The sequence below is a fragment of the Agarivorans sp. JK6 genome, assembly GCF_045277145.1.
GTDB classification, from domain to species: domain Bacteria; phylum Pseudomonadota; class Gammaproteobacteria; order Enterobacterales; family Celerinatantimonadaceae; genus Agarivorans; species Agarivorans albus.
Map to the genome: position 1 here is coordinate 3233511 of NZ_CP113525.1, position 26433 is coordinate 3259943.

A 26433-nucleotide genomic window follows, 5' to 3' on the forward strand; every position below is an offset into this window, starting at 1 on the left:
ACTGCTCAACATTATGAAAATACTACTTACCGGTGGAACTGGCTTCATCGGCAGCCGCTTAGTTAAACATTTACAATTTAGTCATGAATTGACGATATTGTCACGCAACCCTATTCGCGCCTATCAAAAGCTTGGACATAACCTACTGGCCATTCCTTCTCTTAAAGACCTCAATAACCTTAACGAATACGATGCCGTTATTAACTTAGCTGGCGAACCTATCGCCAACAAACGTTGGACCGAACAACAAAAGAAGCGTATTTGCGATAGCCGTTGGGCACTCACCGAGCGCCTAGTAGAGCTATTTGAACAAAGTGAGCAAGCACCAGATACTTTTATTAGTGGCAGTGCCATTGGCTATTACGGCGAGCAAGGCCAACAAGCCTTAGACGAAACCAGCATCATAGAAGACGACTCCTTCCCTCATCAAGTATGTAAAACCTGGGAGCAAATCGCATTAAAAGCGGCTAACGAGCATACCCGTGTATGTGTTTTGCGCACTGGCGTGGTAATTGGCATAGAAGGTGGGGCATTGGCAAAAATGTTGCCAGCCTTTCGTTTAGGTTTAGGTGGCCCAGTGGCCGATGGCCAACAGCAAATGTCGTGGATCCACATTAGTGACATGGTAGACGCCATTATATTTCTGCTCAACAATCAGCAATGCCATGGCGCTTACAACTTAACCTCTCCTAACCCTGTCACTAACCAACAATTTAGCCAAGCGCTAAGCAAGCAACTTAAGCGCCCATGCTTATTTCGGGCACCAGCTTGGGTGTTAAATACCGCAATGGGCGAAATGGCCAGCTTAATTACTGGCGGGCAAAAGGTGCTGCCGAAACGGCTAAGCGGAGAAGGCTTTAACTTTCGCTACAAAGAGCTAGACCATGCCTTCAAAGAAATACTGCTGCGCCGCTAAGAACGTCTAGGGCTCAATCACTACCGAGCGCAACGGCCTTTTCTGCTCTTCATCAAACATTTTTTGGCGCTTTGCATCGAGGAACTGCTGTAACTCGGCTTGAGGCTCACAACGTAAAGTGCCGCCAAATAAACCCGCGGCGATAGTCGCAGCCCGCTTAGCCGAGTTGCTGCAATCCACCTTAACTTCTAGACTTTGCTTAAACTGCTGCTCTGCGCTCAAGCTGGATTTGTGCTTTTTGGGATTAGCTAAAGCCGGAGCGTTTTTTTGTTGCTCAAAGCGCTTAGCCCGCTTTGTGGCAAGTTTGTCCAGTTGTTGCTGTTGGTAACGCTCAAGATATGACGCTGCTGAGCGCGGTTGTTGCGGGGGATCAGCTCGTGAAACTGGCGCTTGAACAACACTTTTACTTTTGAAAGCTTGGGTGACTATATCGGCCTGTTTAGTTGGTTTTACGTTTGCTGTGGGGCTTTCTGCTGGCTCTGCACTGCTAGGCTTGTTAACTGGTAGCTGACTGCCAGAGTTGCTTTGCAGGTTACTTGGTTTATCGGTAACTATACTCGTGTGCCGTTTAGGCTCTACCAACAAGTTGGCATCTTTAGGGGATTCAAGTATTTGGATCTGCTTAGCTTCTTGCTGCGTAGTCAACGCCAGCCTTGGTGTTTTGTACAAGCTGGCTTGAATAATCGGGCGAGAGGCCTTGGCAGGTTGACTCTCGCGAATTTGATACAAGTGATTCAACAATACATATAACAGCCCCACATGCGCCAAGGTAGAAACCACCAGCGCCGAATTCCAAAAGCTGTTACCACACTTTGCCATCCATGAAAGCCTATTACCCACAAAAACCAATAGACTGATGGCAACAAGCTTAGTTCAGCTGAGTTTGTGTTGATTCTGTCAGCAGTAAATTGCCCTAGACTTTATAAGTTGTTTTCACCGATAGAGTAGGCAACGGTTTGGCTAATAGCCGCTAAAGGTAAGCTGCTTTGTAATTGCCAGCTGTTAAACACCTCTTGCACTGCTTTTAGCCCTTTAATACTGGTTGGCGCTTTGTTTATCACCCCGCGATTAACCAAGTAAGCCACCACATCATTCGACAACATAAAGGTATCTTTACCCATGCGACGCAAGGTATAAGAGGCAGAATTACCGCCAAGGCGCGCACCTTGCTTCTTAAGCAATAACCATAAACCTACAATGTCATCACAAGGCCACTGCGCAACAAACTTGGCAAAGCTGCCATGCTCGCTAGCAAGGTCTAAAATCATCTGGGCGTTATGTGGCACGGTGATGATTTTTTGGCGATTACGAATAATGCTGGCATCGTTACATAAACGTTCAATATGACTGTCGTCCAGCATCAGCATTTTTTCTGGATCAAAGTCGAAAAAGGCCCGCTCAAAATCTGGCCACTTATTTTCTACCACTCGCCACACAAAACCAGATTGGAATATAGTTTTAGTCATTGCCGACAACCAGCGATCATCACTAATGCTAGCTAAGTGTTCACGACTTAAAGGGGTAGTAAGCAAATGTTGTAACGCAGCATCGCCACCTTTACGCTCCGCCGCTCGTTGCCAAATAGAAGAAAAGTCTTCAACCACAATCTATCCTTATTTGTTAAATCAGAGATGCCTAAGTGAGAATTATTCTATACCGCTTAGCAGTATTGACTAAAGCCTGTTGTTTAGCATTTTTAATAGCAACTGATTCGACCACACTGACAAAAAAATTTAACATTAGAAATCTGTAACATAAAAGCGTTATAGTTTTCATAAACCTAAATGAAGATAGCGAAATATGCCCAGCAAACTTAAACATGATTTTGAGTTTGAGCCAGACTACGGATACACCTTAAGCCAACTTAAAGCGCTGCATCCAGATGATCGACCCAGAGGTTTTAAAAGCTTTTGGCAAAACAAATATCAGCATGCCCTGCAAATTAGGCCAGACGTCGCTATACAAGATTGCCACCAAGACACTCCCAACTGGCGCATTTTTAAGTGCTATTACAACTCTACTAAGCAAATGCGTTGCGGCGGCTGGCTGCTACTTCCCCACTCGGGTGTGGTAAAACAAGCAATCATTAGTGCCCATGGTTATGGTGGTATCGAACAAGTAGACTGCCCAGTATCGCTTTATAACACAGCAGTGTTAATGCCCTGCTCACGGGGCATTGGCTTAAGTGCCAAAGCGCCTATTTCAGACAATCCCATGTGGCACGTACTGCACAACATTCAAGATAAAGAGCGCTACATTATTGGCGGTTGTGTTCAAGATTTATGGTGCGGAGTTAGCGCCCTGTTACGTCTATTCCCACAAGTTACCAATAAGATAGGCTTAATGGGCAGCAGCTTTGGAGGCGGACTGTGCATATTTGCGAGCGCCTTTGACCCACGCATTCAGCGTGCTCACTTTCATGTGCCCACTTTTGGTAACGTAGCGCTGCGTTTAAAACTGGCTACCCATGGCAGCGGCAAAGCATTACAAGACTTTTACCAACAGCAACCCAAACTCGCATTAAGTACATTACGCTATTTTGACTCAGCCACCGCAGCAACTTACTTAAGGTGTCCTAGCCATTGGGCCTTGGCCTTATTTGACCCTTTTGTCGCGCCACCTGGACAGTTTTCGGCATATAACAACGCTCCTCAGCCTAAACAACTTACAGTGCTAAAAGCAGGCCATTTCGACTACCCCGAGCAACAACAGCAGCGCCAGCAGGTAAATCAACAATTGGCTACATTTTTTGCTGAGCTCACTAAGCATGAATAGAGAATATCATCGTTGGTGGAGCCCTAATTTACATCGCGATATGGAGCTGTTGGTTTTTGGTCACGCAGGGGCTAAAGTGCTGGTGTTTCCTACTCGCGGCGGGCGATTTTATGAATACGAGAACCTAGGACTCGTTAACTCAATCGCTCACAAAATAAATGCCGGACAGCTGCAATTGTATTGTGTAGATAGCATCGATATAGAAAGCATGTATTGTTTTTGGGCCCACCCTGCTGGGCGTATCCAGCGCCACCAGCAATACGAAGACTACATCCTACGCGAAGTGCTGCCCTTAATGGCGCAGAAAAATGACCACCCTTGCACCATATCTCACGGATGCTCCTTAGGTGCTTATCATGCCGCTAACATTGTATTTCGCCACCCTCACTTGTTTAACAAGCTGGCAGCTTTTTCGGGCCGTTTCGACCTTACTTGGCAGGTTGAATCTTTCAGTGATTTGTTCGAAGGCTTTTATAACGACAACGTCTATTTTCACACACCCACCCACTACCTAGTAAACCTAAACTGCCCTCAACGCTTGGCCGAGCTAGCCAATACCGATTTACTATTCATTATTGGTAATCAAGATCCCTTCCTGCAAAACAACCACACCCTAAGCCATATCCTTAATCACAAAGGCTTAAATCATCGAATGATTGAATGGCAAGGCCGCGCCCACCGCGGACGTTACTGGCGACAAATGGTGCCGTTGCATTTGTAGAGAAGGTACAGCAGTTAAACATAATTCTGTAAAACTTCACAAATAGGCTTCACTTTCCAAGTAAATGGCTTTTGAGTATAAGCTCCAATCAACGAATTGGCATTTGCTTTAAACTCAATTTATTCATGATGCTTTATTCATTCTTAACGCTTCACGAAAAGTAAAAACTACTGAGTAGTTATATTTCAAAGCATGAATAAAAAGGGGTTTTAATTAAAAATAATGCCTTTTTTTTAGCCGGCCTACCGAAGACTCTCTATTCTTATACAGCCAATATATATATCCTGCCCACAAAGCGAAATTTGATATAATCACCCACAAACGAGAAGTAGCCTGATTATAGCTTCTATTAGCATATTTATAGTAATGTTTTCCAGAAACCACTACATCCCAAACTTCTACATCATAAAAAACTCCCCACATTTCTGTGGAGTGGGTTCTTATCTCAGCACTTTTTCCAACCAAGGAAAGTACCTCTTTATAACCTTTAAAGCACGGTAAACTAAGGTAGTTTGACGTGTCTGAGTCTAGCTTCACCCCAAAACTACAACTGCTCTTCTTTCCAATTGAATTTGATTTACGAGTAGATAAAACCTTACCTTGATGAAGCTCGAGTTGATTAAAGCTAGGAATTGGAAGGTTGCTCCTTTGATAGTGATATAAACTAAATAAAAAAAGCAAAAAACCTGGTAGCAGTTGACTCATCAACTTCATTACACATCCTTGTATATGGCCAGCGAAAGGCCATAAATAATAGATATATATTTAAAACTATCAAGCAATTAATTTTTTTATCACTTAAGGATACAAGGATGTAACATTTACTTTCAAACAACTAAACTAGGAATGTAAGAATAGTATCCTAGCATAGCTAAACTTCGCCCCCCCTTACCTACTCTAACAAACACTCAAGCAACCTTGCTTCTAAACCATCATCTAGCTGATCTGCGATCACTTCTATGCGGCTTTCTAGGCAGTCATCTAGCTCAGCTTCGCTTAGACCATCGCTGGTGTAGTTGTAGCCAAATACGCCGCTGCTAGTGATAAATACGGCTTTTATGCGTTCTACTTTTAAGCTTAATAGCAGCAAACACAGCTTCTTGCGGTCAAATACTTTATTAGGTGCAAAACGCCAGCCTATACTGTTAAAGCCTTCGCCTTGGTTGCTGGCTTTTAAGTAACCACTCTCTGGAATAATTTGCTCGGAAGCTAAAGGTTTATTGTGCCCATGATGATGATGTTCATCAGGTGCATAGCTACCCGCCGTAACGCCTTGCAGGCAGCTAATGTCCATCTGGCCGTTTTTGCTAAACAGAACTTGCGCACCTTTGCGCCCATGTTGAGCAACATATTCACGTAGCTGTTGCTGCTCATCTGTTTGATAAAGATCTAACTTATTACCTATCACTGTATCGGCTATTGCGATTTGTTGGTTGAAAGTTTCGTGGTTAGTGTAACGGGCATCACTAAGGTTTCTGGCATCCACTAAGGTTATGGTTTTGTTTAGTGTTAACACTTGTTGGTAATACTTGGATGAGAGCACTTGTAACACTTCTTTGGGATGACCTAATCCGGTAGGTTCGATAAGTAGCCTGTCTGGGGTAGATTCACTTAACAACTGATTTAATGCGATTTGCATTGGCAAGCCCGCAGCGCAGCACATGCAGCCTCCTGGAACTTCGCGAATATATACTTGTTGCTGCTGATGTTGGCCTTGTAGTAAGGCGCCATCTATACCAATTTCGCCAAACTCATTTACGAGTACCGCCCAGCGTTCGTTCTCTGGTTTATTGCGCATTAGCTGCAAAATAGCTGAGGTTTTACCTACACCTAAAAAGCCAGTGATGATATTAGTTGGTACGGCGCTAATGGGCTGGCGCTTACTGCTCATGGTTTGTGTTCCAATTAATTAAAAAAGGTAAGCATTGCTGCAAAAACTAAGTATTGGTTATAGCATTACTTAACTGAGGAAAGAACGTTGATTACTAGACTAACTCAACCAAGCCTTTAAGTTTAAGACTTGGTTTAATGATGGGGCTAAACAAGTAATAATGGTTAAAAAGGCTGAAAGCCTTAATGCTCTGGGCAATCGCAATTGTTGTGATCATGCTGGTGACACAAACGATAGTTCATCCAGTGGCCAACAGCTACTAACGTTGCGCCTAACAAGGTAAGCGATTTTTCGCCAATTTCCCCAATACGGTCTTCACCAAGGGCGACTGCCAAAATCAATAGAGCCAAACCTGCAATACCCCATAGCAGCACTTTGGTTCGTTTGTGTTGTTTACACCCCATGGTGAGTGCATAAGCACTAATGGGTATAACCGCTACGACCATCCAAAGGTGAAAAGCCTCGTTGTGTAAAGGTAGCGCAACCATGCTGGGAACTAAGACAAACAACAGAGGTAACACCAAACAATGAATGGCGCACGCAAATGATAAACCGATGGCGAACTTATCGCCGATTGCTTGAGTGACTTTCATTAACATTCCTTGTTTTAAATGTTGATTAAATTAAGCCGCTTGCTGAATACAGTCTTCGCATAGGCAGTTCATTTCCAGTTGCTGGCTAACTAAGGTAAAACCAGCCTGCTCAGCATTTTGTTTTAGCTCATTAATGGTTGAAGCTGCGATGCTGATTTCTTTTACTTTGCTGCACTTACCGCATATCAAAAATTGCGGTACCCCATGGCTATGGCTGCAGCAAATATGCGCACAAGCGACATATTTATTGGCCAAGCTAAGTTTGTGCACAAGGTGCTCGGTTTCTAGAAAATCAAGGATGCGATACACCGACATGGCAGGAATGCTTTGGTCGAATAGTTGCTTACAATAATCGGTGAGTTCATAAGCAGAGAGCGCTTTGTTTGACTGCACCAAGCCAGATAACACCTGTTTGCGTTTGGTGGTTAAGCGAACACCTCGTTGCTTGCAGTGTTGCTCGGCATGTTGAATAACGCTATCAATTTGCATCATAAATTTGCTCACATTTTGTTTTACTTGGTTAAAAATAACCCGCCGACAAATGTTACGTTATATCATAACTGTAATTCAAGGCTTATTTTGATTTTATGTTCAAGGTAAATTGCAATGGCCTTGTTAATAGTAAAACCAGATTGACCAATAAACCTTTAGGCGCTTTATAAGTAGGAGTAAGGAAGAGGCTATGTGTTGCATCACTTATAGCCTCTTTAGAAATATGTTCAGAGCAATAACATAGGGTCTTTAACGCCGAATAATGATTGAAGCTTCTAACTGGAAGCTACGCCCAAGCTCTTGTTCAATGCGCGCTTTAAGCCCATCTAATTGTTGGTCGTTTAGTGAATGCTCACTAACCAACTGCAAATGTAAAGTGAGCGGCTTGGTGCTTTGTGCGCGAACTGTTCGCAGTAATACCTGGTTAAAGGTTTTACCTTGCAGGCGCTGCACTATTTGCGCTTCTTCTGATAGGCGGTTAAAGCTAAATACCAGTGGAATGCTCACAAGGGTCACGGCGACTAAAGCGATGCCAAGTCCCTTTTTGGCGCGGGTAAACGGGGCAAAGCCTAAGGCTAAAAACGTTAAAGCGGCCGAAAATACAATGCCGGCTAAGTTAGTTAAAAACAGCAAAAAGGCGCCCGAGGCCACACCAATGTTTAACCAGCCTAAGCCTATGCCTGTTACCGCTAAAGGCGGCACCAACGCCACGGCAATAGCAACGCCTGCCAAGCTTTTGGCCGCATCAATCCGCGCATGGGCATAAGCACCGGCAATGCCGGAGATAATCGCCACCCCTAAATCAAGTAAATTGGGGCTTAGGCGCGCCGAGATTTCGGGCGTAATTACTTCCATTGGAATAATAAAGCTGGCGCTTGCAGCAAAGCCCAGGGCTACACACAAGCCAGTAAACAAAGTACCTAAACTGGCAGTCATTAAACTGGGATCTTGGCGAGTAAGCGCCATAGAAAGCGAAATAATCGGTGCCATTAACGGCGCTAAAATCATTGCACCAATGATCACCGGTGCCGAGCTGGCATATAGGCCAATGGTAGCTAACAACGTAGATAATACCATTAAGGTTAAAAAGGCCGGTGAGGTAGTGGCGTTGTCACGTAACAGCTGGTAAAGGTCTTTGAATTCTTCTTTGGCAGCATGGGCAATCCAAGGCAATGGCTTAGCTGCTAAGGCATTTATCGCCTCGCCCTCCGGCAAGTTGGCAATTTTGCGGCTCTCTTTTACTGCAGCGGCGCTGTCTTGGCAGAGCATGTCTGCGGATGGCAATATACTCAAGGCGCGGTGGTCGCAGTCAATGGTTAAGCTATTGGCTTTTGAGAGGATGCCATCGTGCCAGTACTCCAGTTCACTCTCACCGCTAACCTGTATCGATTTAGACTTAATTAAACTAAGAAAGCGCGGCTTTTTAACCACTCGACCAAACATAGCAAGTACTAAAAAGCGGAACATTTCCATTATGCTGCGAGGTGCTAGCAGCATACTTTCTAACATGCCGTCGTTACAGTGAGTATCGGTGAGTATTCGTTTAGATAACATTGAGCCTTGGGCATGTTCAATAATGACTAGCCCCACTAACGAGGTTTCTAAACAGGTGTCACTGCCAGTGGTTAAGCTGAGTTTTTGCGGTTTAATATCGCCAATTTTTTGAATATTTTGCCAAGTCTGGGCAATGCGCTGTCGCCACGAAGCATTGTGCCCGCCAGGTCGCAGGTTAAAGCTATGCCCTACCACTAAGTGATTTAACACCACTTGCTGGTTACAACGCAGCACATCTATTTTTGTGGCTTCGGCTTGCTGAAACTCCGCCAATGCTTTTTCTGGAGAGTTAGCCAAACTAAAAGCCCGGCGGGCATGGTTTGCTTTAGGGTGAGGCAATACCGCAACAACCCATTGCTGCGCCACTGCAAGCGCAATGGCAGCAGTTAAGCTTTCATCACTGAGATAACAATAAACCAGGCTTTCGGCTTTAAACTCGGGCGGTTGGTTCGCATCCCACATTTTTGGCAATATTACATCGTCGAACAGCGGAACGAGCTTTTGACTCACCATGTCGCTGGCGTCGGGCTCAAATAATAAAAAACTATCGGCCATTCCTGTTTCCATACAAGAGTTTAGATCTTACCTCAGCATGGGGGCTGTCGCTTAAAACTGCAAGTAACAGCGCTACCAGTTAGTACCCATTTTTTAGCGCACTGCTCATTTAGCACTGCCTAAATATTCTACATTTAGCCTTGATAACCATAGATTTTCTTTGTGGCCTAAAATTTTTTTATCATTAATAACAAATAAAACAGTTAAACAAGCAGCACGACTAAAGCCTTAATTTGCGGGCATTTAGACGTCCATGCGGCTAACTAAACTTGAAAGCATCGTTTATTTTGTAAACAAGATACAAAAAACCGCCGCTATTTTTTTCTAGTGTATTCTGCTATAACTTCCCTGAAACACTAAGAGTTCACGCTGTTTTGCAAGGATAGTGCAGAATATGAACTCAATAAAAATAACGAACTAAAAACACAACAAGGACCATTATGAAACGTGTCATTCAATCTGCGATTGCTGCAGTAACACTGTTATCAAGTGCTGCTTTTGCTCAGCAAACATTGCTACAAGAAATCACCGAATCTGGCGAGCTACGCGCTTGTTTTGATGCTGGCTACATGCCATTTGAAATGAAGGCCAAAAACGGCCAGTTCATTGGTTTTGATATTGATTTAGGTAAGCAAATGGCGCGTGCAATGGGCGTTAAATACGTACCAGTAAACACCGCTTGGGACGGTATTATTCCTACCCTACTTACTGGTAAGTGTCACCTAATTATGGGCGGCATGACCATTACGCCACAACGTAATATGCAAGTTAACTTTGCAGACCCATACGTAGTCATTGGCCAATCAATCCTACTTAGCCCTAAATTAGAAGGCAAAGTAACCAGCTACCGTGACCTAAACAGCGACCAATACACTGTGGTAACTAAATTAGGTACTACTGGTGAAGGTGCAATTAAGCGCTACATTCCTAAAGCTAAAGTAAACCTATTTGAAACCCAATCTGAAGCGGTACTAGAAGTGACTAACGGCAAAGCCGATGCCTTCATTTACGACTTACCGTTTAACGCAATTTACGCGGCAGAAAACCAAGGTCAACTAACTCACCTAGATCAACCGTTCACTTTTGAACCACTAGGTTGGGCTGTTCGCCAAGGCGATCCTGATTTCTTAAACTTCTTGAACGGTTACTTGCGTCAAATTAAAGGTGACGGCACCTACGACCGCATTTACGACAAGTGGTTTAAAGACGACGCTTGGTTAAAACAAGTTCAATAGTAAGACTTAAGTGGCTGCCCTTAGCAGCCACTTTTCTTTACTAAGCGCGCCTTAAGCGTGCTTAGTAAAGTAAAACCAAATATTAATAAAAGAGCTTCAGATGCAAACTCAAGCAAGCAAAATTCTGTGGAATGGTGTTTTTGTTGCCATTTTACTTAGCCTATGCGGACTCATTTATCTGTCGGGCGAAAAAATTGACTATAACTGGAACTGGCAACGTGTTGTTCCTTACATCGTAAATAACGAAGCAGCCAGCATTACCGCGCCGCAAGACGGCAGTATTGAAAGTAATGCAGCAGGCCAACTGCAATTAGTGTCTGATGGTGGCGAGGTATTAGTAAATCTCGCTGAGTTTGAAAACATCTCAGTATACGAAGGTGACCTAGTATTTGAAGGCGACCAACTAGCCTCCTCTGAAGAGTGGCGAATTGGCCCGCTCACCGAAGGCTTAATTGTTACGATTAAAATTTCATTATGGTCATTGGTATTTGCCATTTTGCTTGGCTTAGTGATTGGCTTAATGCGTATCGCCGACAACCCAGCGCTGCGTAAGTTGTCGATTACCTATATTGAAATTATTCGCGGTACACCACTGCTGGTACAAATTTTCATTGTGTACTTCTTCATTGGCACTGTATTCGACTTAGAACGCTTTACTGCAGGTGTGATTGCTTTATCGGTGTTTACTGCTGCCTACGTAGCCGAGATCATCCGTTCAGGTATTCAGTCTATTCCTAAAGGCCAAATGGAAGCGGCGCGCTCTTTAGGTATGAACTACCCACAAGCCATGGTGAACGTGATTTTACCGCAGGCCTTTAAGCGAACCTTGCCACCAATGGCGGGCCAGTTTATTAACCTGATTAAAGATTCTTCATTGGTATCGGTGATATCGATTACCGACCTAACCAAAGCCGGTCGTGAGGTGGTTAGCGGTAGCTTTGCACCTTTTGAAGTATGGTTTACTGTAGCCCTACTTTACTTGGTACTTACCAGCAGCCTGTCTTGGGCTATTCAACGCTTAGAAAAGAGGTTAGCTGCCAGTGACTAAAGATTACCAAGGCAACGACATGATCGTTGCAAAGAACATAAACAAAATTTACCCCAATGGCTGCCACGCATTAAAAGACGTATCGGCAACGGTAAACCGTGGCGAAGTAGTGGTGATTGTGGGGCCATCTGGCTCGGGTAAGTCAACGTTTTTGCGTACCTTAAACCAGCTAGAAACGGTAAGCAGTGGGTCTATCACTATTGATGGCACCGATATGTATGCCAAAGGCACCAACATTAATAGCCTGCGTGAAGAAGTAGGTATGGTGTTCCAAAACTTCAACTTGTTCCCACATAAAACTGCTTTAGGCAACGTAATGCTAGCGCCTCTTAAAGTGGCTAAACGTGATAAACAAGAAGCCGAAGATGAAGCCAAAGCCTTGCTACTTAAAGTAGGTTTAGCAGATAGAATGGGCAACTACCCTTCTCACCTATCTGGCGGCCAGCAGCAGCGCGTGGCGATTGCACGAGCTCTGGCGATGCAACCTAACATTATGTTGTTTGACGAGCCCACCTCGGCGCTTGACCCAGAAATGGTAGGCGAAGTATTAGATGTAATGAAAGGCCTCGCTGCCGACGGCATGACAATGGTGGTAGTTACCCACGAAATGGGTTTTGCCCGTGAAGTGGCAGACCGAGTATTGTTTATGGAAGATGGCGAGCTCTTAGTAGAAGCTACGCCAGAAGCCTTTTTCGACAACCCTAGCCACCCAAGGCTGCAGCAGTTTTTGTCGATGGTTCTTTAACGAGAACTTCAATTACACGACTAAAAAGGGAGCTTAAGCTCCCTTCTTGTTTGCAGGCGTACACCAACACCTTCAACTAAATTGCTGCCAAAACGCCCGCACAATTTCTTTATCAGCTCGCTCACGCAACTTGATTAAATAAATGGGTACTTGGCTACTATAAGCAAATTGCTCCACTTTCAAGCTTACCAATAAGCCCTGCTCTAGCTCTTGCTGTACAATATGCTCGGGCATTCTTGCCCAACCTAGGCCTGCTAACAACAATTCCTTTTTTAGATGATAGTCATTTACATACCAGCGTTGGCCACCAGCAATCACATTAATATTGTCTGAGCGAGCCTCGGAGCCAGAATCAGCCAATAAAATATGTGGTTTGTTACGCAACATGCTTTGCTTAAGCACTTGCTCGTGCTGCTCAAACAAATGTGGTGCCGCTGCCGTTATCATGTGAACTTTGCCTACTTCTACAAAATCAAAGCGACCATCTAAGCCTATGTTGGGTGCCAAGGCTAGGTCAGATTGTTGCTTTAACAAAGCTTCTAGAATGCCCGATAAATGGCCAGAGTCTAAGTTAAGTTGCAACTTACTGTAGTGTTTTGAAAAAGCTTCTATTTTGCTTACCAGCGGTGGCAAATAGCACATAGGGCTTAAGGTGAGAGCAAGCTGCGGATCGGCGCCTTGCGCAAGCTCATGGCCTAACAGCTCTAACTCATTAGCTTGTTTAAGCAAACTTTTGGCTTTAACTAAAAAGCGTTCCCCTTCTGCGGTAAGTGTGGGGCGATAACTAGAGCGATTAAACAGAGTAATAGAAAAGTGCTGCTCTAAGCTTTTAACCGAAGCGCTCAAGGTAGGTTGAGTTTTATTTAAATGCTGCGCCGCTGCCCGAAAACTTCCCAACTGGGCAACACTCACAAAGGCGCGTAGCTGCTCATGATTCATGTTCACTCTCGATATAGATACCCTTACAAACAGCTTAATCTATATAGATAAATACAATCAAGATTATCCAAATAAGTGATTATTTATCTTTCATGGCATTTGCTATTCTGCGCAGCACATTCACAAGCTCAATGGCTTACATTGAAAGAGGTAAAGTGGATAGCACAATCATCATCTTGCACCTGGTTGCTTTATTAACCGGAATTTCTAAATTCTCTATTGGAGGAATGGGCGCACTTATCTTGCCCTTGTTACTCATCGCCTATCCCGATGGGCAAGCACTGGCGATACTCATCCCAATGTTTTTACTCACCGACATTCTCACCATGGCGGTATATCGCCACAAAATAGCATGGCGAATTCTACTGCGTTTGTTGGTATTTATGGTGTTGGGCTGTGGGCTTGGTGCACTGCTGCTCTCTTATTTGGACCCTGGCGAATTTACCCTAGCCATTGGCTCTATCATTCTTGGTATGCTGGTTTTAAGTATCTACTTGGAACGCAGTAACTCACAATGCATGAAAACACCCGCGGTAGCTGCTGGCAGCGGCGTATTTGCCGGCTTTATTAGCATGACCGCCAATTCTGCTGGTCCAATAATAAGTTTATATATGATGCAGCAACAACTAGGTAAAACCAGTTATGTAAGCACTCGCGCCTGGGTAGCAGGCTTAGTTAACGTAGCCAAGGTTCCTATGCTAATCAGTATTGGCTTGCTCAACATAGAAACAGCAAAAACCAGTTTAAGTGCACTGCCTAGTCTGCTAGTTGGTTGCGCCTTGGGTTTTCTTATACTCAAAAAGATCAACTTAAAACAAATGACCTGGGCAATTAGAGTGCTTATTTTGTTTGCCGCGATAAAGCTGCTATTCAACTAAGCTAAACACGGCTAGATTCGCCCCCAGTAACTCTACAACGCAGCTTGTCTTCCGCCCCAATTTTAATAACAAATAATTATCAAATTAATAATCTTTAATAATTTCATAAAATTTACCGAGCTGCATATACTTTCTCCATCGAAGCAAAACAACGCAACAGTTTACAAATTAAAGTTTGGAGAAGAATTATGAAAATGAATCACGTAGGTATCATGGTAGGCGATATGGACAAAGCGGTAGAGTTCTACACAAAAGCGCTAGGCCTTCGCATTGTAATGAACAACACTAAAGTAATTGAAGAGCGCGAGTCTGCAATTGGTCGCATGTGTATCGCAGTATTTGGTGAAGGCTTCAAAGGTTTCAATATTGCCCACCTTGTGACTTCTGACGGTATTGGAGTAGAACTGTTTGAAATGAAAGAGCGCGATGAGCGTCACGAAGTAGACTTCTCTCGCCTTGGTATCTTCCATTTCTGTTTACAGCTACCCAAAGAGCAGTTTGAATCAGCAATCAAACGTGTTGAAGAGTTTGGCGGTAAGGTACGCATGGACATTCACCGTTATCACCCAGAAGATGATTCTAAGCAAGCACAAATGGTTTACCTAGAAGACCCGTTTGGTAACCTATTTGAGTTCTACTCGCACTCTTACGAAGACACCTATGCTTCTGATTACGAGTAAGTAATAGCGTAATATAGCTATCAAAAAAGGCTTAGCAGCGATGCTAAGCCTTTTGCTTGTTTAACTACTACGCAGAGGTAATGCTTTAAGTAGATGAATACCCAAACCTAGCAAGGTAGTGCCAGATTTTCTTTATGTCTTGTTCATCGTAACCCTGCTGGGTTATCGCTATCCCTAGCAATCTTGGGTTAATAAACCCGTTCTGCGCAATCTCTTTAGCCAGCTCAATAAACCGTTGCCCTCGATAATCTGGATAAAGACTCATACTCTCAAGACTCAGCTCATAGCCTTTATGCCATTTAACTGGAACACCTAGCTTTAAAGCATGCTCTTCAACAACGCTAGAGTGATAACAGGGATCAAGTACCAAACATTCAATATCATCTTTTACCGATAGGACTCCGTGAATGTGCGCTTCGATATAGTCATCAAGTAAATCATCATTTGAGGCATTCGCTTTGTCGATAAGACTGTTTAACTGGCCAGACACAGCAAAGTCTTCGGGAGTAAAATAACTGTCGGGATAACAAAAGGTAGTGCGTTCTAGTACCTGTGGCTTTAACTCAAAATAGGCAGAGCCAAATCGGCAAGATGCACCTGTTTGATACTCTCGAAAGTTAAGTGCGCCATATTTAGGCCTAAGACTATTATCGGCGTTGTTGTACGCGCCATCAAATGCCTGTTGCTCCCATAGCCAACGCTCGCCGCCTTTATAAGCACTATGCCCGCCGTTACTGGTTGCCGTTTCAAACTGAGATTTCAAACAGCCATCTTGAGCAATTGCAAGCAGTAAAGGGATACCTGTGGGGGTAAAGCGATCGGGATGAAAGTTTATGGTTACTCGGTAGTTACCGGGTGTGGAGTTCCCTTTAGACTTCTTTCTGACATTATCGATTGCTTGCTCTACAACTTTATCGCTCATTCACTCTCCAATTATCATTTTACAGCCTTAACTCTATCGCTAAGCAAGCGGCAACATGAAGGGATTAAAACCAATCAAGCAATTATGGCATACCCCAAACTAGCTCAATTAGCCTTTTGTTATTAACGCTCAAAATTTTTATGCACACTCAAGCTAAACAAAACATTTACTAGCAGTTCACTAACACTAAAAAGCTACCCAATAGGTAGCTTTAATATAATTTTTGCGGAACCTGCACTTTATTGCGATTGCTCTACCGCCACACTCACCGCAACACTGGCACCCACCATAGGGTTGTTACCCATACCGACTAAGCCCATCATCTCAACATGCGCCGGTACTGAAGAAGAGCCCGCAAATTGGGCATCGCAGTGCATTCTGCCCATGGTATCGGTTAACCCATAGGAAGCTGGCCCTGCACCAACATTATCTGGGTGCATGGTTCGCCCAGTACCACCGCCAGAAGCTACCGAGAAGTATTCTTTGCCCAGTAAAAAGCGCTCCTTTTTGTAGGTGCCCGCAACAGGATGCTGAAAACGCGCTGCGTTAGTAGAGTTACCAGTAATGGATATATCCACGCCTTCGTGATGCATTACTGCCACACCTTCAACCACGTCGTCGGTGCCATAACAGCGGATAGTGGCTCGATGGCCTTTACCAAACACTTTTTCACGAGTGATATTGAGCTCGCCGGTTTGATAATCAAACTGCGTTTGCACGTAGGTAAAACCATTCATGCGCGCAATCATATAGGCGGCGTCTTTACCAAGGCCGTTAAGAATCAGGCGCAGCGGTTTACTTCTTACTTGGTTGGCATATTCAGAGATTTTAATCGCCCCTTCTGCAGCGGCATAAGACTCATGGCCAGCCAAGAAGCAAAAGCAGTCTGACTGAGAAGAAAGCAAGCGAGAAGCAAGTTGGCCATGCCCTAAGCCCACCTTACGTTGGTCGGCTACCGAGCCAGGTACACAAAAACTTTGCAAGGCCTCACCTATCGAGAGAGCAGCTTGCTCAGCGGTTTTATCTTGCTTTTTAATTGCAATGGCTCCGCCCAATACATAAGCCCAAGCGGCGTTTTCGAAAGCAATTGGTTGAGTGGTTAAGGTAATGTCATGTGGGTCAAACCCGCGAGACTGACACAGCTCTCGAGCCGCTTCCAATGATTTAATTTGATACTGGGCTAAGGTTTGCTCAATCCGCTCAATTCGGCGCTCTTTTCCTTCAAATTCTGCCATGATACTGCTCCCTATACCTTTCGCGGATCAACATATTGAACGCCATCTTCGAAGCGCCCATAATGAGATTTGCTGTCATTTAAGGCTTGATTAGCGTCTACACCATCGGCTATTGCACTCATCATTTTGCCCATTTGCACTATCTCGTAGCCAATAATTTCATTGTCTTCATCCAAGGCCATACGTGTCACATAACCTTCTGCTAGTTCTAAATAACGTGCCCCCTTCGCTTTGGTGCCATAGGCTGTGCCTACTTGCGAACGTAAACCCTTACCTAAATCATCTAAGCCCGCTCCAACAGGCAGGCCCCCTTCAGAAAAAGCGGTTTGACTGCGCCCGTAAGCCAGGTTTTCAAAAATAGAACGCATAGCTACATTAATTGCATCACAGACCAAATCGGTATTCAGGGCCTCCAACAAGGTTTTCCCGGTCAAGATCTCTGATGCCATTGCCGCTGAATGGGTCATACCAGAGCAGCCTACAGTTTCAATTAAGCATTCTTCAATGATGCCGTTTTTAACATTTATCGAAACCTTGGTTGCCCCCTGATGAGGGGCGCAAGTACCCACCCCATTTGATAAACCCGAGATATCGGTAACTTCAATGGCATTAACCCACTTTCCTTCCATTGGGATCGGTGAGTTTCGATGGTCGGGCCCGCGAGCAATCGGACACATTGACTCGATGGTATTGGTAAAAGACATACTTAACACTCCTCAATTCACACGCCTTATCAAGAGGATAGACGATAAGTAAACAAGTAAGCGGTCAATTCCTCAGCTAAGAAGAATTAACCGTTTTAGCGATGGTATTGTTTGGTTATTATTATGAGATGTTAATAGGGCAAACGTGAGCAGTCGTTGTCACTTTGAATGGCTTGATACAGCGAATCTCCATTGCTAGCGTTTATCACCAGTTTAACTCTTACCCCACGATACAAAGACTGCTGGTCGACTTTGCAAATATCGGCCCTTACTTGTTGGGCGAGCAGTTCGATGTCTTTAGCACTAGAGCCTTGCTCAGCTAAGGTAAGGTGGTAGTGAACCAAGTCTCCTTGAGCGCTGGCGGTAGCATTAACCGACTCAAGCATGAACTGGCGTTGCTGCTGGTTATAACTAGCTGCTAAAGCTTGTGCAGCTTGGTCTCGAGTGGGTAGAGGTTCGGCTAAAGAGGCTGTCGTAAAGGTCGCTAAACCAGCGGCTAATAAGCAAGGTAAACCAAGATTGCGGATAAACATAAGCGGTACTCAAGTTAATACATCAGACTTTGAGTGTAGTAAGTAGCGGCTTAAAGCAACAATAGATAGAAACAGAAAATTACAACTACTGTTAGTTGTTCGATACAGGATAACAAGGAAAATTGGTGGAGCTACGCGGGATCGAACCGCGGACCTCTTGCATGCCATGCAAGCGCTCTCCCAGCTGAGCTATAGCCCCGATATACGGTAGGGTGTGAATTGGTGGAGCTACGCGGGATCGAACCGCGGACCTCTTGCATGCCATGCAAGCGCTCTCCCAGCTGAGCTATAGCCCCAAAATCACACTGCTTTCAATACAATATCTGCCGAAAGCGAGCAGAATTCTAAGCAGCGGGAACTAGAGTGTCAACCGTTTTTACTAAGAAACGAGCCACTTGCTCAATTAGCCAACAATTCAAGACCATTTATAGAATTTTGTTTAATGCTGGCAGCGGTAAACCGCAGTAACGCAGTTGCCTTGCTGATTAAAGGTCATGCTTTCGCAAAGAGACTCGACCAAACGCAAGCCTCTACCAGAGTATTGCTGTTCAGCACTTTTTTCAGCAGTTTGTGAGGCTTCAAACCCATTGCCGCTGTCAGCAACTTGAATGGTGAATTGACGAGTCTGCTTTCCATCAAACTCAATCGCAATGCTTACCGAGCCTTCAGTAAGTTTTTTGGCTCTGCGTTTACGCTGGCGATAATATTCCTCAAACCCACTGGCAGAAGTTTTTATCGCCGAATCTAGCCCTAATACGCCATGTTCAAAGGCGTTGTTAAACAATTCACTGACTACGGTAAATAAAATATTGCGGTCGGTTTGGTGTACCGACAGCTCTTGCAAGGTGGTCATTAATAGGGGGATAGGCGTAAATTTTTTAAGACTGGTAGCGTCTAACTCTAGTTGCCAACTCCATTGCCCTGCAGCCAGTGGACCAGCGTTATAAGTATCGGCTGCCTGTTGGTTAGGCCTATTTAATAAATCGGGCACTTCTACCATGCTGATATCATCGAGTTGCTCAGCACCTTCACAAAATCCTTCTAGTGCATGCTGAATACTGGCAATAAAAGAGGGATGGCTCGCCTTATCAGTAATTGCATTTATTAAACGCTGTTCGCCAAACATCTCGCCACTAACACTAAGCGCTTCGGTCACGCCGTCACTTAATAACACCACGTGGTCATAGGGCAACCAAGGTAGCGTTTTGAGGTTGAGCTCTACTTCGTTTTGAATACCTAGAGGAATTGATTCAGATCTTAGGCGCTCACGAATACTTTGTTGTTGAGTATTGTAAACAAGTAGCTCTGGCATGCCGCCATTCCAAACCGTTAAAGACTTTTGCTGAAGCGAGAGCTCTACAAATATACCGGCCATAAACATACCGGTGGGTAATAAGCGATGCAGACGGCGATTAATTTGCCGAAGAATGGCTTCACCAGTATAACCTTTGCGAGTCATGCCTCTAAAAATATCGGCAACTGGCATTGCACCTATTGCTGCTCGCAAACCATGTCCGGTAAAGTCACCTAGCAAAACATGAATATCGCCATTTGGCCGATACTCTGCAAAAACAACATCCCCGGAAAAGGTAGACGCGCTATCAAGCGATACAAGCAGTTCTTGGTCGGCACAATGAGAGTTAGCCACCGCGCTACTAAATACTCGCTCGGCTAGCTCTTCTTCCTCTTGAAGCTGGTTATGCAGTCGGCTTATTTCATTGTAAATAGCTCTAGTACGTTCAAAGCCAAGGGCTTTAGCTTTGAGTACCGCTTGATGAACAGGCTTAAATAGAATGTCGTCTCCGCCGCAGGCAATGCACTTAACCAATGCATCCACTTCATTTTGCGCGGTAACGAATAAAACTGGGGTAAATTTTTGAGTACTTAGACGTTTAATTTCTGCGGTTGCTTGATAACCATCCATTACTGGCATCAATACATCCATGAACACAATATCGATATCTTGCTGCTGAAAAAGCTCTACCGCTTCTCGTCCATGTTCAGCAAATACCACCTGATAGCCAATATCACTGAGTATTTTCCCTAACAACAAACGGTTTATGCGGGTATCGTCAACCACTAGGGCTGTGCCTTTAACCGCCTTGTTAAGAAAACTTAGCGTATCAACTTCAAACACTAATTTTCGATTTTAAGTAGTTTATCGAAGTTGGCTATTTCTAAAATTTTTAAAATTGCCGGTGAGGGTTTACGAATAGTAAGGGCTTCAGCTTGGCTTTTTTCAGCATGTTCTTTGAGCAATAACATCATGCCTAATGCTGAACTATCCATATAATCAGCACTGCTTAAGTCAAGAATGAGCTGAATTCCCTCTACCGATACATGCTCGTAGCAAGCTCTAAAGTCACGGTGCAAAGAATAATCAAACCTACCGGCCACACTAATAATAAGCTGACCTGAATCTTGATCTAACTGACTACTAATAGACATCGAATCTCCTTGTAACGATCACTATTGGTTTATGCTAAAAACCAAATTTAGTTGATTTCACTTAACCAAGTGCTAAAGCGTTCCTTGCTTCAAACTTATTCATGTTCACTCAGTCATAACTTATTGCTTAATATCCACAATCAAGCTTAGTGCAACCACAACAATAGCAAAAAAAAAGCCAAATACTAGATGCTCAAGACTTTATTTATAAATAAGTCATTTGTGAATAAGCATCTTACAAATAGGCTTAGCAACTTTGACTCTAAACTAGGCTTTCAGCATGTTATGCCATTGTGTCAATTTGGTTACAAAATTGGCATTGAAACGCAATGTAAATGAGATCTAAAGAAGGTTTTTAATGTATAAGCACTGGTCAAAAAACAAACTGTGAAGCAATTCAAGGTAATCGCTACAGTGCTTGATGCAAGATGAGTTATCTACTGATGCATAATATAGGAACACGATGAGTATTAGACTTCAATTGCAGTTCTTGCTGGCACTAGGTTTACTGCTTGCGGCTTGTGGCAGCATGTTATTGGTATAAACAAACTATTTACGCTAAGAAATAAAAAAGCCAACGCTTAGCGTTGGCTTTTTAAGTATTAACGGCGGTTTACCAGCTAGCTTTGTATGCGCGATATGCTTTATCTAACGACTTAGCTTGCTTCTTACTTACGCCAATATGGCTTAGTGCAAAGCGTAAACGTGCTCGGCTCATGTCTGAACCAAGAATAGCCATAGCATCAACTACCGAGGTAGAACTGGTTTTGCCAGTAACTGCCACAAAAATAGGCTCTAAGAAATCACGAATTTTAACGTCTAGATGAGTAGATAATTGCTTAGCTACCGCAAATACCGTGTCTTTGTCCCATTGACGCTGCTCTTCTAATTGCCAAATAAACATCTGCAACAAACTACGAACTTGCTCTTCTTCAAGTTTACCTGCGGTAAGCAGCTCAGGTGCATATTCTGGAATGCCCGATACAAAGTGCCCAGCAAGCGGTGCTAAGTCACTTAATACATCTAAACGCGCTTTTGCTTGCGGAATAATGCTCATCAAGGTTTCTTGGTTGTAAGCCCACTCAACTAAACGTTGAGCTAACTGCTCATCGCTTAGCTCTTCACGGATCCACAAACCGTTTAACCATTTGAGTTTTTCTACATCAAATACTGGACCGCCAAGCGATACACGTTTCATATCGAAATGCTCAATCATTTCTGCCAAGGTGAATTTTTCACGCTCATCAGGCATAGACCAACCCATGCGGCCTAAATAGTTAAGCATTGCTTCTGGCAAGAAGCCCATCTTGCGATAGTAATTTACGCTGGTTGGGTTTTTACGCTTACTTAGCTTGCTCTTATCCGGGTTACGCAGCAACGGCATGTGGCCAAGCACTGGCGCTTCCCAACCCAAATCTTGATATAACTTCAGTAGTTTTGGCGCAGAGTTTAACCATTCTTCACCACGGAATACGTGGGTAATGCCCATTAGGTGGTCGTCTACTACGTTAGCCAAGAAGTAAGTTGGTAAACCATCGGCTTTAAGTAGCACTTGCATATCTACCTGTTCCCAAGGGATCTCAACTTCACCACGTAAATAGTCGGTAAAGCTAAAGCTACCAGACTCAGGTATTTTCATACGCACTACGTAAGGTTTGCCTTCTGCTAGGTTAGCAGCAATTTCTTCAGCGCTAAGTTTTAAGCCTCGGCCATCGTATTTAGGCTGTAGGCCTTCTGCCATTTGCTGCTTACGCATTTCATCAAGCTCTTCTGACGTAGCAAAACAGTAAAATGCTTTGCCTTCATCAATAAGCTGTTGAGCGTATTTCTTGTATATGTCACTACGCTCGCTCTGGCGGTATGGGCCAGCAGCTCCGCCACAATCTGGGCCTTCATCCCAGTTCAAGCCTATCCAGCTTAGGCTGTCGTAGATCGCTTGTTCAGATTCACGTGAACTACGCGCTTGGTCGGTATCTTCAATACGTAGAATAAATTCGCCACCATGTTGCTTGGCAAAACAGTAGTTAAATAATGCGATATAGGCGGTACCTACATGTGGGTCACCCGTTGGTGAAGGTGCTACGCGAGTACGAACTGTCATGTTTATTCTCTAGTTAAATAGTTGACCAAGTTGAATGGCGCGGATTTTACCACACCCAACAAAATTCGCTAGCTAAGAGCCACACTCAAAATACGCTTAATTTGCTAACATTCTGGCCAATACAGCGGCCTAAATAGGCATTTTGACGAGAATTTGTGCAAGCAGTCAGTTTCCTTAAAATTTGCGTTGACACACACGCAGACCACCCTATAATACGCCCCCACAAGACGGTCGCTTAGCTCAGTTGGGAGAGCATCGCCCTTACAAGGCGAGGGTCACTGGTTCAAGCCCAGTAGCGACCACCATATTTAAAGTAAATGGTTCTTTGAACGGTTTGCTAGTAACACAAAATTCGGTCGCTTAGCTCAGTTGGGAGAGCATCGCCCTTACAAGGCGAGGGTCACTGGTTCAAGCCCAGTAGCGACCACCATATTTAAAGTAAATGGTTCTTTGAACGGTTTACTAGTAAGAAAAAATTCGGTCGCTTAGCTCAGTTGGGAGAGCATCGCCCTTACAAGGCGAGGGTCACTGGTTCAAGCCCAGTAGCGACCACCATAATTTATTGGGTGTTAATGTAAATTAGCCTCCAGTTGCATAGCAACGAAACCCGTTGGTCGCTTAGCTCAGTTGGGAGAGCATCGCCCTTACAAGGCGAGGGTCACTGGTTCAAGCCCAGTAGCGACCACCATATTAAAAAGGCCTGCATCATTTGCAGGCCTTTTTGCTTTCCGCCAGTCAGAAAACTCAAAGGTATCGCTTAGCCATAAAGAGAGGGAGAACAATGCCCTCCCCTTCACTAGGCGGCTCTTATTAGTCGATACTCACTGGTTCAAACACCGTTGCGACCACTATATTAAAAAGGCCTGCATTATTTGCAGGCCTTTTTGCTTTCCGCCAGTCAGAAAACTCAAAGGTATCACTTAGCCATAAAGAGCGGGAGAACAACGCCCTCCTCTTTGCTAGGCGACGCTATTAGTCAATACCCACTGGTTCAAGCCCAGTAGCGACCACCATATTTAAAAGGCCGCATCATTTGCAGGCTTTTTTGCTTTCTGCCAAACAGAAAACTCGAACCTATCGCTTAGCCGTAAAGAGTTATTACACTTATTACTGAAGTTCTATAAATCGCGAATTAGCCAATTGCTTTCACCGCTTCAAATATTGATTTCATATGGCGCATATCGGTACCACAACAGCCGCCAAGAATATTGAGTTGGGGATACCGGAGATGAAACTCAGCAACTTGGCTACCTAATTCAACCGGGGTTCCTTCATCTAAGTCAGTGGCTTGCTCAAGCGATTGGTGGCTGCAACAAGAGGCATTTACAACCAAGCCACTCAAGCGCTGCATCCAAGCACCACCATCAAAGATCTGAGTAAAATGACTAGGGTGAGCACAGTTTATTAAGTAATAAAGCGCTGCTGAGTCTGTTTCCGCATCCACCATTGCGATAGCATCTTTCAAGGCCATACCTGTAGGTAAACAGCCATCGGTTTCTAGGGTGAATGCAATGGCAACTGGCATTGCGAATTTCTGCGCGGCTTTGACGATACCAATGGCTTCTTCGGCATAACAAATGGTAAATGCGCTGATAAGGTCCGCTTCAGTGCTGGAATACACCGTTATTTGCTCACTGTGATAATCAAAAGCCTGTTGCACATTCATTAAATGGCGGGGGGCATAACCATCATCACGCGGGCCTACTTGCGCTGATAATACTATTGGCACATCAGGAGTTTCCCGCTTAATACTCGCTATAAAATCTATTGCTTCTATGTTGAACCGTTTCAGCTGATCAATCGTTATACCAAGAGCAGAAGCTCGGTCTCGATTTGCCGCCCAAGACACTGAATCAAGAATACACCCTACGCCCAGCCCTCTCGCTAACTCGATCAGCTGCTTGTAATAAGCATCAAGCAAAAGTTTATCACTGGGAGTGGTTAACAACGGATAAGCGGCAAAACCGGGTAAGTTAAAACCACGGCGATAAACCAACTCGGTTTCCAATCCGGTATAACAGGCAAAGAGTTTACTGCTAAGGTGCGGTAAAAGAGGATTCTGTTTCACTATACTCACCTGGATTGGCTTGGGTCGTATTGCTCACTTTGCAGCTGAAAGAAGAACACTTGGATTAGTGCAAAAACGAGGTATTCAGATTTTATGGTGCATTTTTTAATAGATCATTTATCACTTGCTTCCTAAGCAGCTCAAGCTCGCCACTCTCTTGCATATCTATAAATACTGCATCGATTTTCTCTACCAAATCGGCATGTTTTTTATGCACATAGTGATAGAGCAATTGCCGACTTACCGGAGGGCCAATCACATGTACATTATCTATATCCATGGTTTTTCTTAACCACATACCGTTGACCCAAGATGAAATAGCAAAATCAATTTTTTGCACACTTAACATGGTCATCATCTTGGCAGATGTATTAAAAACCCTCTGAAGAGGAAGATCTCGAGTGCATTCTTCAGCATGCTTCACGCCTCTCACTATTCCAACAGTATAAGGCGCTAAATCTGCGCACTGCTTTATATCTACATTCTGTACCGAACTAAATACCACCTGATCGATGTAGTTAATCGGAGTAGGTACTCGAATCAGGTTTGGATAACTATCGGCGATACTCCAAACACGGTGAATTTCACCATCTACCTTTCCTTCATTAGATTGTTTCAGCGCGCGTTTAGTGGGCATAACAACAAATTCGACCGCAATGCCCAGTTTTTGGTATGCAGTCTTAATAACCTCTGCGCCTATAGCTACGGTAAAATTATTGGGGATATTAGCGAAATACATAGTTGTTGTTTCGGATTGAGATTTGGCATGTATTGACCAAGAAAACAACAGAACCATGACTAAAAATAGCTTCATTTGAATGTCTTCAATTTCAGTTATCTACGTAAATAAAGCTTAATTCACTCCTCTGTCAAACGCGAACTCTCATTGTTAGCAACTAACAATGAAAAGGCCAGCAACGAGCTGGCCTAAGTTTAGATCACCTACAAAACCTTAATACTGCTTATAAATACTTAAGCCGTCCTCTGAAAAAGCGATAACTTTAAAGTCTTTATAAGCAGCTCCTTCTTTTGCCATCCCCGGCGAATGCTGTGGCATACCAGGCGCAGCTAGGCCTTTAATGTTTTTAGGGCGTTCTTTTAACAAGCGGGCAATGTCACTTTCCGGTACATGCCCTTCGATTAAGTAGCCATCAATCACCGCACTATGGCAAGACTGCAGCTGAGGGGGCATGTCGTAACTTTGTTTTAGTACGTTCCACTGTTGTTTGTGGTGCACATTCACCTGATACCCTTTTTGCTCCATAATTTTGGCCCATTCGGTACAACAACCACAAGTGGGTGACTTATATAGCTCAATGCTAGTTTTAGCCAATACCGAACTGCTGAAGCAGACCAACAGGCTTAGTAGTATTTTGTTTAGTATTTTCATCATTATTCTC

The 26433-nt window shown here is 44.1% G+C and carries 26 protein-coding genes and 6 tRNA genes; 12 read left to right on the forward strand and 20 right to left on the reverse strand.

The genetic code is table 11. The annotated features are described in order from the left end of the window. Positions 1-13 precede the first annotated feature (13 nt). Positions 14-916 (forward strand): TIGR01777 family oxidoreductase, encoded by a 903-nt coding sequence (locus OV592_RS14970; RefSeq protein WP_152779594.1) that lies wholly within the window; start codon positions 14-16, stop codon positions 914-916. Positions 917-922: 6 nt separating this feature from the next. Here the strand turns inward: OV592_RS14970 and OV592_RS14975 are convergent, their stop codons facing one another. Beyond that, entirely contained in the window at positions 923-1735 is an 813-nt protein-coding gene (locus OV592_RS14975; protein WP_406609133.1) for a hypothetical protein, read from the reverse strand. Between the two features lie 101 nt (positions 1736-1836). Beyond that, positions 1837-2520, reverse strand: coding sequence for a DNA-3-methyladenine glycosylase I (locus OV592_RS14980; protein ID WP_406609134.1), 684 nt, complete (start codon positions 2518-2520; stop codon positions 1837-1839). A 196-nt stretch (positions 2521-2716) separates the two neighbouring features. On the opposite strand from OV592_RS14980, the gene OV592_RS14985 reads away from it, so the two are divergent. Beyond that, complete coding sequence (locus OV592_RS14985; protein WP_406609135.1) at positions 2717-3691, forward strand: acetylxylan esterase; 975 nt, start codon at positions 2717-2719, stop codon at positions 3689-3691. Further along, positions 3684-4412 carry an esterase family protein gene (locus OV592_RS14990; RefSeq protein ID WP_406609136.1) on the forward strand — a complete coding sequence of 243 codons (729 nt, stop codon included), beginning with the start codon at positions 3684-3686 and terminating at the stop codon, positions 4410-4412. Before OV592_RS14985 ends, OV592_RS14990 begins: the two co-directional genes overlap by 8 nt. Positions 4413-4625: 213 nt before the next feature. Here the strand turns inward: OV592_RS14990 and OV592_RS14995 are convergent, their stop codons facing one another. The 5 genes from OV592_RS14995 to OV592_RS15015 form a co-directional block, all read right to left on the reverse strand. Continuing rightward, the gene (locus OV592_RS14995) at positions 4626-5126 is read right to left on the reverse strand and encodes a hypothetical protein (protein ID WP_338621853.1); all 501 of its coding nucleotides are present in this window, start codon (positions 5124-5126) and stop codon (positions 4626-4628) included. 178 nt (positions 5127-5304) lie between these two features. Further along, the gene (locus OV592_RS15000; RefSeq protein ID WP_406609137.1) at positions 5305-6303 is read right to left on the reverse strand and encodes a CobW family GTP-binding protein; all 999 of its coding nucleotides are present in this window, start codon (positions 6301-6303) and stop codon (positions 5305-5307) included. A 182-nt stretch (positions 6304-6485) separates the two neighbouring features. Further along, complete coding sequence (locus OV592_RS15005) at positions 6486-6896, reverse strand: MerC domain-containing protein (protein WP_406609138.1); 411 nt, start codon at positions 6894-6896, stop codon at positions 6486-6488. A gap of 30 nt (positions 6897-6926) precedes the next feature. Further along, on the reverse strand, positions 6927-7400 hold the full coding sequence (locus tag OV592_RS15010) for a Fur family transcriptional regulator (RefSeq protein WP_406609139.1): 474 nt from the start codon (positions 7398-7400) through the stop codon (positions 6927-6929). A gap of 237 nt (positions 7401-7637) precedes the next feature. Beyond that, positions 7638-9497 carry a TIGR00341 family protein gene (locus OV592_RS15015; protein ID WP_406609140.1) on the reverse strand — a complete coding sequence of 620 codons (1860 nt, stop codon included), beginning with the start codon at positions 9495-9497 and terminating at the stop codon, positions 7638-7640. Positions 9498-9937: 440 nt separating this feature from the next. On the opposite strand from OV592_RS15015, the gene OV592_RS15020 reads away from it, so the two are divergent. The 3 genes from OV592_RS15020 to OV592_RS15030 all read left to right on the forward strand — a co-directional run bounded on the left by OV592_RS15020 (position 9938) and on the right by OV592_RS15030 (position 12525). Further along, positions 9938-10732 carry a transporter substrate-binding domain-containing protein gene (locus tag OV592_RS15020; protein WP_016403930.1) on the forward strand — a complete coding sequence of 265 codons (795 nt, stop codon included), beginning with the start codon at positions 9938-9940 and terminating at the stop codon, positions 10730-10732. Between the two features lie 100 nt (positions 10733-10832). Then, the gene (locus OV592_RS15025) at positions 10833-11780 is read left to right on the forward strand and encodes an amino acid ABC transporter permease (protein WP_152779609.1); all 948 of its coding nucleotides are present in this window, start codon (positions 10833-10835) and stop codon (positions 11778-11780) included. Between the two features lie 19 nt (positions 11781-11799). Beyond that, entirely contained in the window at positions 11800-12525 is a 726-nt protein-coding gene (locus OV592_RS15030; protein WP_152780741.1) for an amino acid ABC transporter ATP-binding protein, read from the forward strand. A gap of 72 nt (positions 12526-12597) precedes the next feature. Here OV592_RS15030 and OV592_RS15035 read toward each other — a convergent pair whose 3' ends face one another. After that, complete coding sequence (locus OV592_RS15035; protein ID WP_406609141.1) at positions 12598-13464, reverse strand: LysR family transcriptional regulator; 867 nt, start codon at positions 13462-13464, stop codon at positions 12598-12600. Positions 13465-13619: 155 nt separating this feature from the next. Here OV592_RS15035 and OV592_RS15040 point away from each other — a divergent pair, with 155 nt between their 5' ends. Together OV592_RS15040 and OV592_RS15045 are read left to right on the forward strand one after the other, a co-directional pair. Beyond that, positions 13620-14342 (forward strand): sulfite exporter TauE/SafE family protein, encoded by a 723-nt coding sequence (locus OV592_RS15040; RefSeq protein WP_249483604.1) that lies wholly within the window; start codon positions 13620-13622, stop codon positions 14340-14342. Between the two features lie 188 nt (positions 14343-14530). Then, positions 14531-15022, forward strand: coding sequence for a VOC family protein (locus OV592_RS15045; protein WP_016403935.1), 492 nt, complete (start codon positions 14531-14533; stop codon positions 15020-15022). 85 nt (positions 15023-15107) lie between these two features. Here the strand turns inward: OV592_RS15045 and OV592_RS15050 are convergent, their stop codons facing one another. The 9 genes from OV592_RS15050 to gltX form a co-directional block, all read right to left on the reverse strand. Beyond that, the gene (locus OV592_RS15050; RefSeq protein ID WP_406609142.1) at positions 15108-15944 is read right to left on the reverse strand and encodes a DUF3626 domain-containing protein; all 837 of its coding nucleotides are present in this window, start codon (positions 15942-15944) and stop codon (positions 15108-15110) included. Between the two features lie 239 nt (positions 15945-16183). Then, the gene (locus OV592_RS15055; protein WP_406609143.1) at positions 16184-17179 is read right to left on the reverse strand and encodes a GGGtGRT protein; all 996 of its coding nucleotides are present in this window, start codon (positions 17177-17179) and stop codon (positions 16184-16186) included. Between the two features lie 11 nt (positions 17180-17190). Beyond that, positions 17191-17883 (reverse strand): iron-sulfur cluster assembly scaffold protein, encoded by a 693-nt coding sequence (locus OV592_RS15060; protein WP_221076469.1) that lies wholly within the window; start codon positions 17881-17883, stop codon positions 17191-17193. 131 nt (positions 17884-18014) lie between these two features. Further along, on the reverse strand, positions 18015-18416 hold the full coding sequence (locus OV592_RS15065; protein ID WP_338621861.1) for a hypothetical protein: 402 nt from the start codon (positions 18414-18416) through the stop codon (positions 18015-18017). A 123-nt stretch (positions 18417-18539) separates the two neighbouring features. Next, positions 18540-18615 (reverse strand) — tRNA-Ala (locus OV592_RS15070). A 21-nt stretch (positions 18616-18636) separates the two neighbouring features. After that, a tRNA-Ala gene (locus OV592_RS15075) sits at positions 18637-18712 on the reverse strand. A gap of 143 nt (positions 18713-18855) precedes the next feature. Then, entirely contained in the window at positions 18856-20553 is a 1698-nt protein-coding gene (locus OV592_RS15080; RefSeq protein WP_406609144.1) for a SpoIIE family protein phosphatase, read from the reverse strand. Then, on the reverse strand, positions 20553-20864 hold the full coding sequence (locus OV592_RS15085) for an STAS domain-containing protein (RefSeq protein WP_016403941.1): 312 nt from the start codon (positions 20862-20864) through the stop codon (positions 20553-20555). The genes OV592_RS15080 and OV592_RS15085 overlap by 1 nt, the downstream gene beginning before the upstream one ends. A 613-nt stretch (positions 20865-21477) precedes the next feature. After that, the gene (gene gltX, locus OV592_RS15090) at positions 21478-22965 is read right to left on the reverse strand and encodes a glutamate--tRNA ligase (RefSeq protein ID WP_406609145.1); all 1488 of its coding nucleotides are present in this window, start codon (positions 22963-22965) and stop codon (positions 21478-21480) included. Between the two features lie 229 nt (positions 22966-23194). Between gltX and OV592_RS15095 the strand changes: the two genes are divergently transcribed. The 4 genes from OV592_RS15095 (at position 23195) to OV592_RS15110 (ending at position 23653) form a co-directional block, all read left to right on the forward strand. Beyond that, positions 23195-23270 (forward strand) — tRNA-Val (locus OV592_RS15095). 49 nt (positions 23271-23319) lie between these two features. Then, positions 23320-23395, forward strand: a tRNA-Val gene (locus OV592_RS15100). 49 nt (positions 23396-23444) lie between these two features. Then, positions 23445-23520 (forward strand) — tRNA-Val (locus OV592_RS15105). Between the two features lie 57 nt (positions 23521-23577). Beyond that, a tRNA-Val gene (locus OV592_RS15110) sits at positions 23578-23653 on the forward strand. Positions 23654-24097: 444 nt separating this feature from the next. On the opposite strand, the gene OV592_RS15115 is transcribed toward OV592_RS15110, so the two are convergent. The 3 genes from OV592_RS15115 to OV592_RS15125 all read right to left on the reverse strand — a co-directional run bounded on the left by OV592_RS15115 (position 24098) and on the right by OV592_RS15125 (position 26426). Next, a complete protein-coding gene (locus tag OV592_RS15115) occupies positions 24098-25033 on the reverse strand; it encodes a homocysteine S-methyltransferase family protein (RefSeq protein WP_406609146.1) in 936 nt (311 codons plus the stop codon). Between the two features lie 91 nt (positions 25034-25124). Further along, positions 25125-25772, reverse strand: a complete 648-nt coding sequence (locus OV592_RS15120; protein WP_406609147.1) for a substrate-binding periplasmic protein — start codon at positions 25770-25772, stop codon at positions 25125-25127. Positions 25773-25985: 213 nt separating this feature from the next. Next, positions 25986-26426, reverse strand: a complete 441-nt coding sequence (locus OV592_RS15125; RefSeq protein ID WP_246611950.1) for a DUF411 domain-containing protein — start codon at positions 26424-26426, stop codon at positions 25986-25988. Between the last annotated feature and the right edge of the window lie 7 nt (positions 26427-26433).

Coding starts and splice junctions, on each gene's coding strand:
- OV592_RS14970 (WP_152779594.1), top strand. CDS start 14: ATGAAAATACTACTTACCGGTGGAACTGGCTTCATCGGCAGCCGCTTA.
- OV592_RS14975 (WP_406609133.1), bottom strand. CDS start 1,735: ATGGCAAAGTGTGGTAACAGCTTTTGGAATTCGGCGCTGGTGGTTTCT.
- OV592_RS14985 (WP_406609135.1), top strand. CDS start 2,717: ATGCCCAGCAAACTTAAACATGATTTTGAGTTTGAGCCAGACTACGGA.
- OV592_RS14990 (WP_406609136.1), top strand. CDS start 3,684: ATGAATAGAGAATATCATCGTTGGTGGAGCCCTAATTTACATCGCGAT.
- OV592_RS14995 (WP_338621853.1), bottom strand. CDS start 5,126: ATGAAGTTGATGAGTCAACTGCTACCAGGTTTTTTGCTTTTTTTATTT.
- OV592_RS15000 (WP_406609137.1), bottom strand. CDS start 6,303: ATGAGCAGTAAGCGCCAGCCCATTAGCGCCGTACCAACTAATATCATC.
- OV592_RS15005 (WP_406609138.1), bottom strand. CDS start 6,896: ATGAAAGTCACTCAAGCAATCGGCGATAAGTTCGCCATCGGTTTATCA.
- OV592_RS15015 (WP_406609140.1), bottom strand. CDS start 9,497: ATGGCCGATAGTTTTTTATTATTTGAGCCCGACGCCAGCGACATGGTG.
- OV592_RS15020 (WP_016403930.1), top strand. CDS start 9,938: ATGAAACGTGTCATTCAATCTGCGATTGCTGCAGTAACACTGTTATCA.
- OV592_RS15025 (WP_152779609.1), top strand. CDS start 10,833: ATGCAAACTCAAGCAAGCAAAATTCTGTGGAATGGTGTTTTTGTTGCC.
- OV592_RS15030 (WP_152780741.1), top strand. CDS start 11,800: ATGATCGTTGCAAAGAACATAAACAAAATTTACCCCAATGGCTGCCAC.
- OV592_RS15035 (WP_406609141.1), bottom strand. CDS start 13,464: ATGAATCATGAGCAGCTACGCGCCTTTGTGAGTGTTGCCCAGTTGGGA.
- OV592_RS15045 (WP_016403935.1), top strand. CDS start 14,531: ATGAAAATGAATCACGTAGGTATCATGGTAGGCGATATGGACAAAGCG.
- OV592_RS15050 (WP_406609142.1), bottom strand. CDS start 15,944: ATGAGCGATAAAGTTGTAGAGCAAGCAATCGATAATGTCAGAAAGAAG.
- OV592_RS15055 (WP_406609143.1), bottom strand. CDS start 17,179: ATGGCAGAATTTGAAGGAAAAGAGCGCCGAATTGAGCGGATTGAGCAA.
- OV592_RS15060 (WP_221076469.1), bottom strand. CDS start 17,883: ATGTCTTTTACCAATACCATCGAGTCAATGTGTCCGATTGCTCGCGGG.
- OV592_RS15065 (WP_338621861.1), bottom strand. CDS start 18,416: ATGTTTATCCGCAATCTTGGTTTACCTTGCTTATTAGCCGCTGGTTTA.
- OV592_RS15085 (WP_016403941.1), bottom strand. CDS start 20,864: ATGTCTATTAGTAGTCAGTTAGATCAAGATTCAGGTCAGCTTATTATT.
- gltX (WP_406609145.1), bottom strand. CDS start 22,965: ATGACAGTTCGTACTCGCGTAGCACCTTCACCAACGGGTGACCCACAT.
- OV592_RS15120 (WP_406609147.1), bottom strand. CDS start 25,772: ATGTATTTCGCTAATATCCCCAATAATTTTACCGTAGCTATAGGCGCA.
- OV592_RS15125 (WP_246611950.1), bottom strand. CDS start 26,426: ATGATGAAAATACTAAACAAAATACTACTAAGCCTGTTGGTCTGCTTC.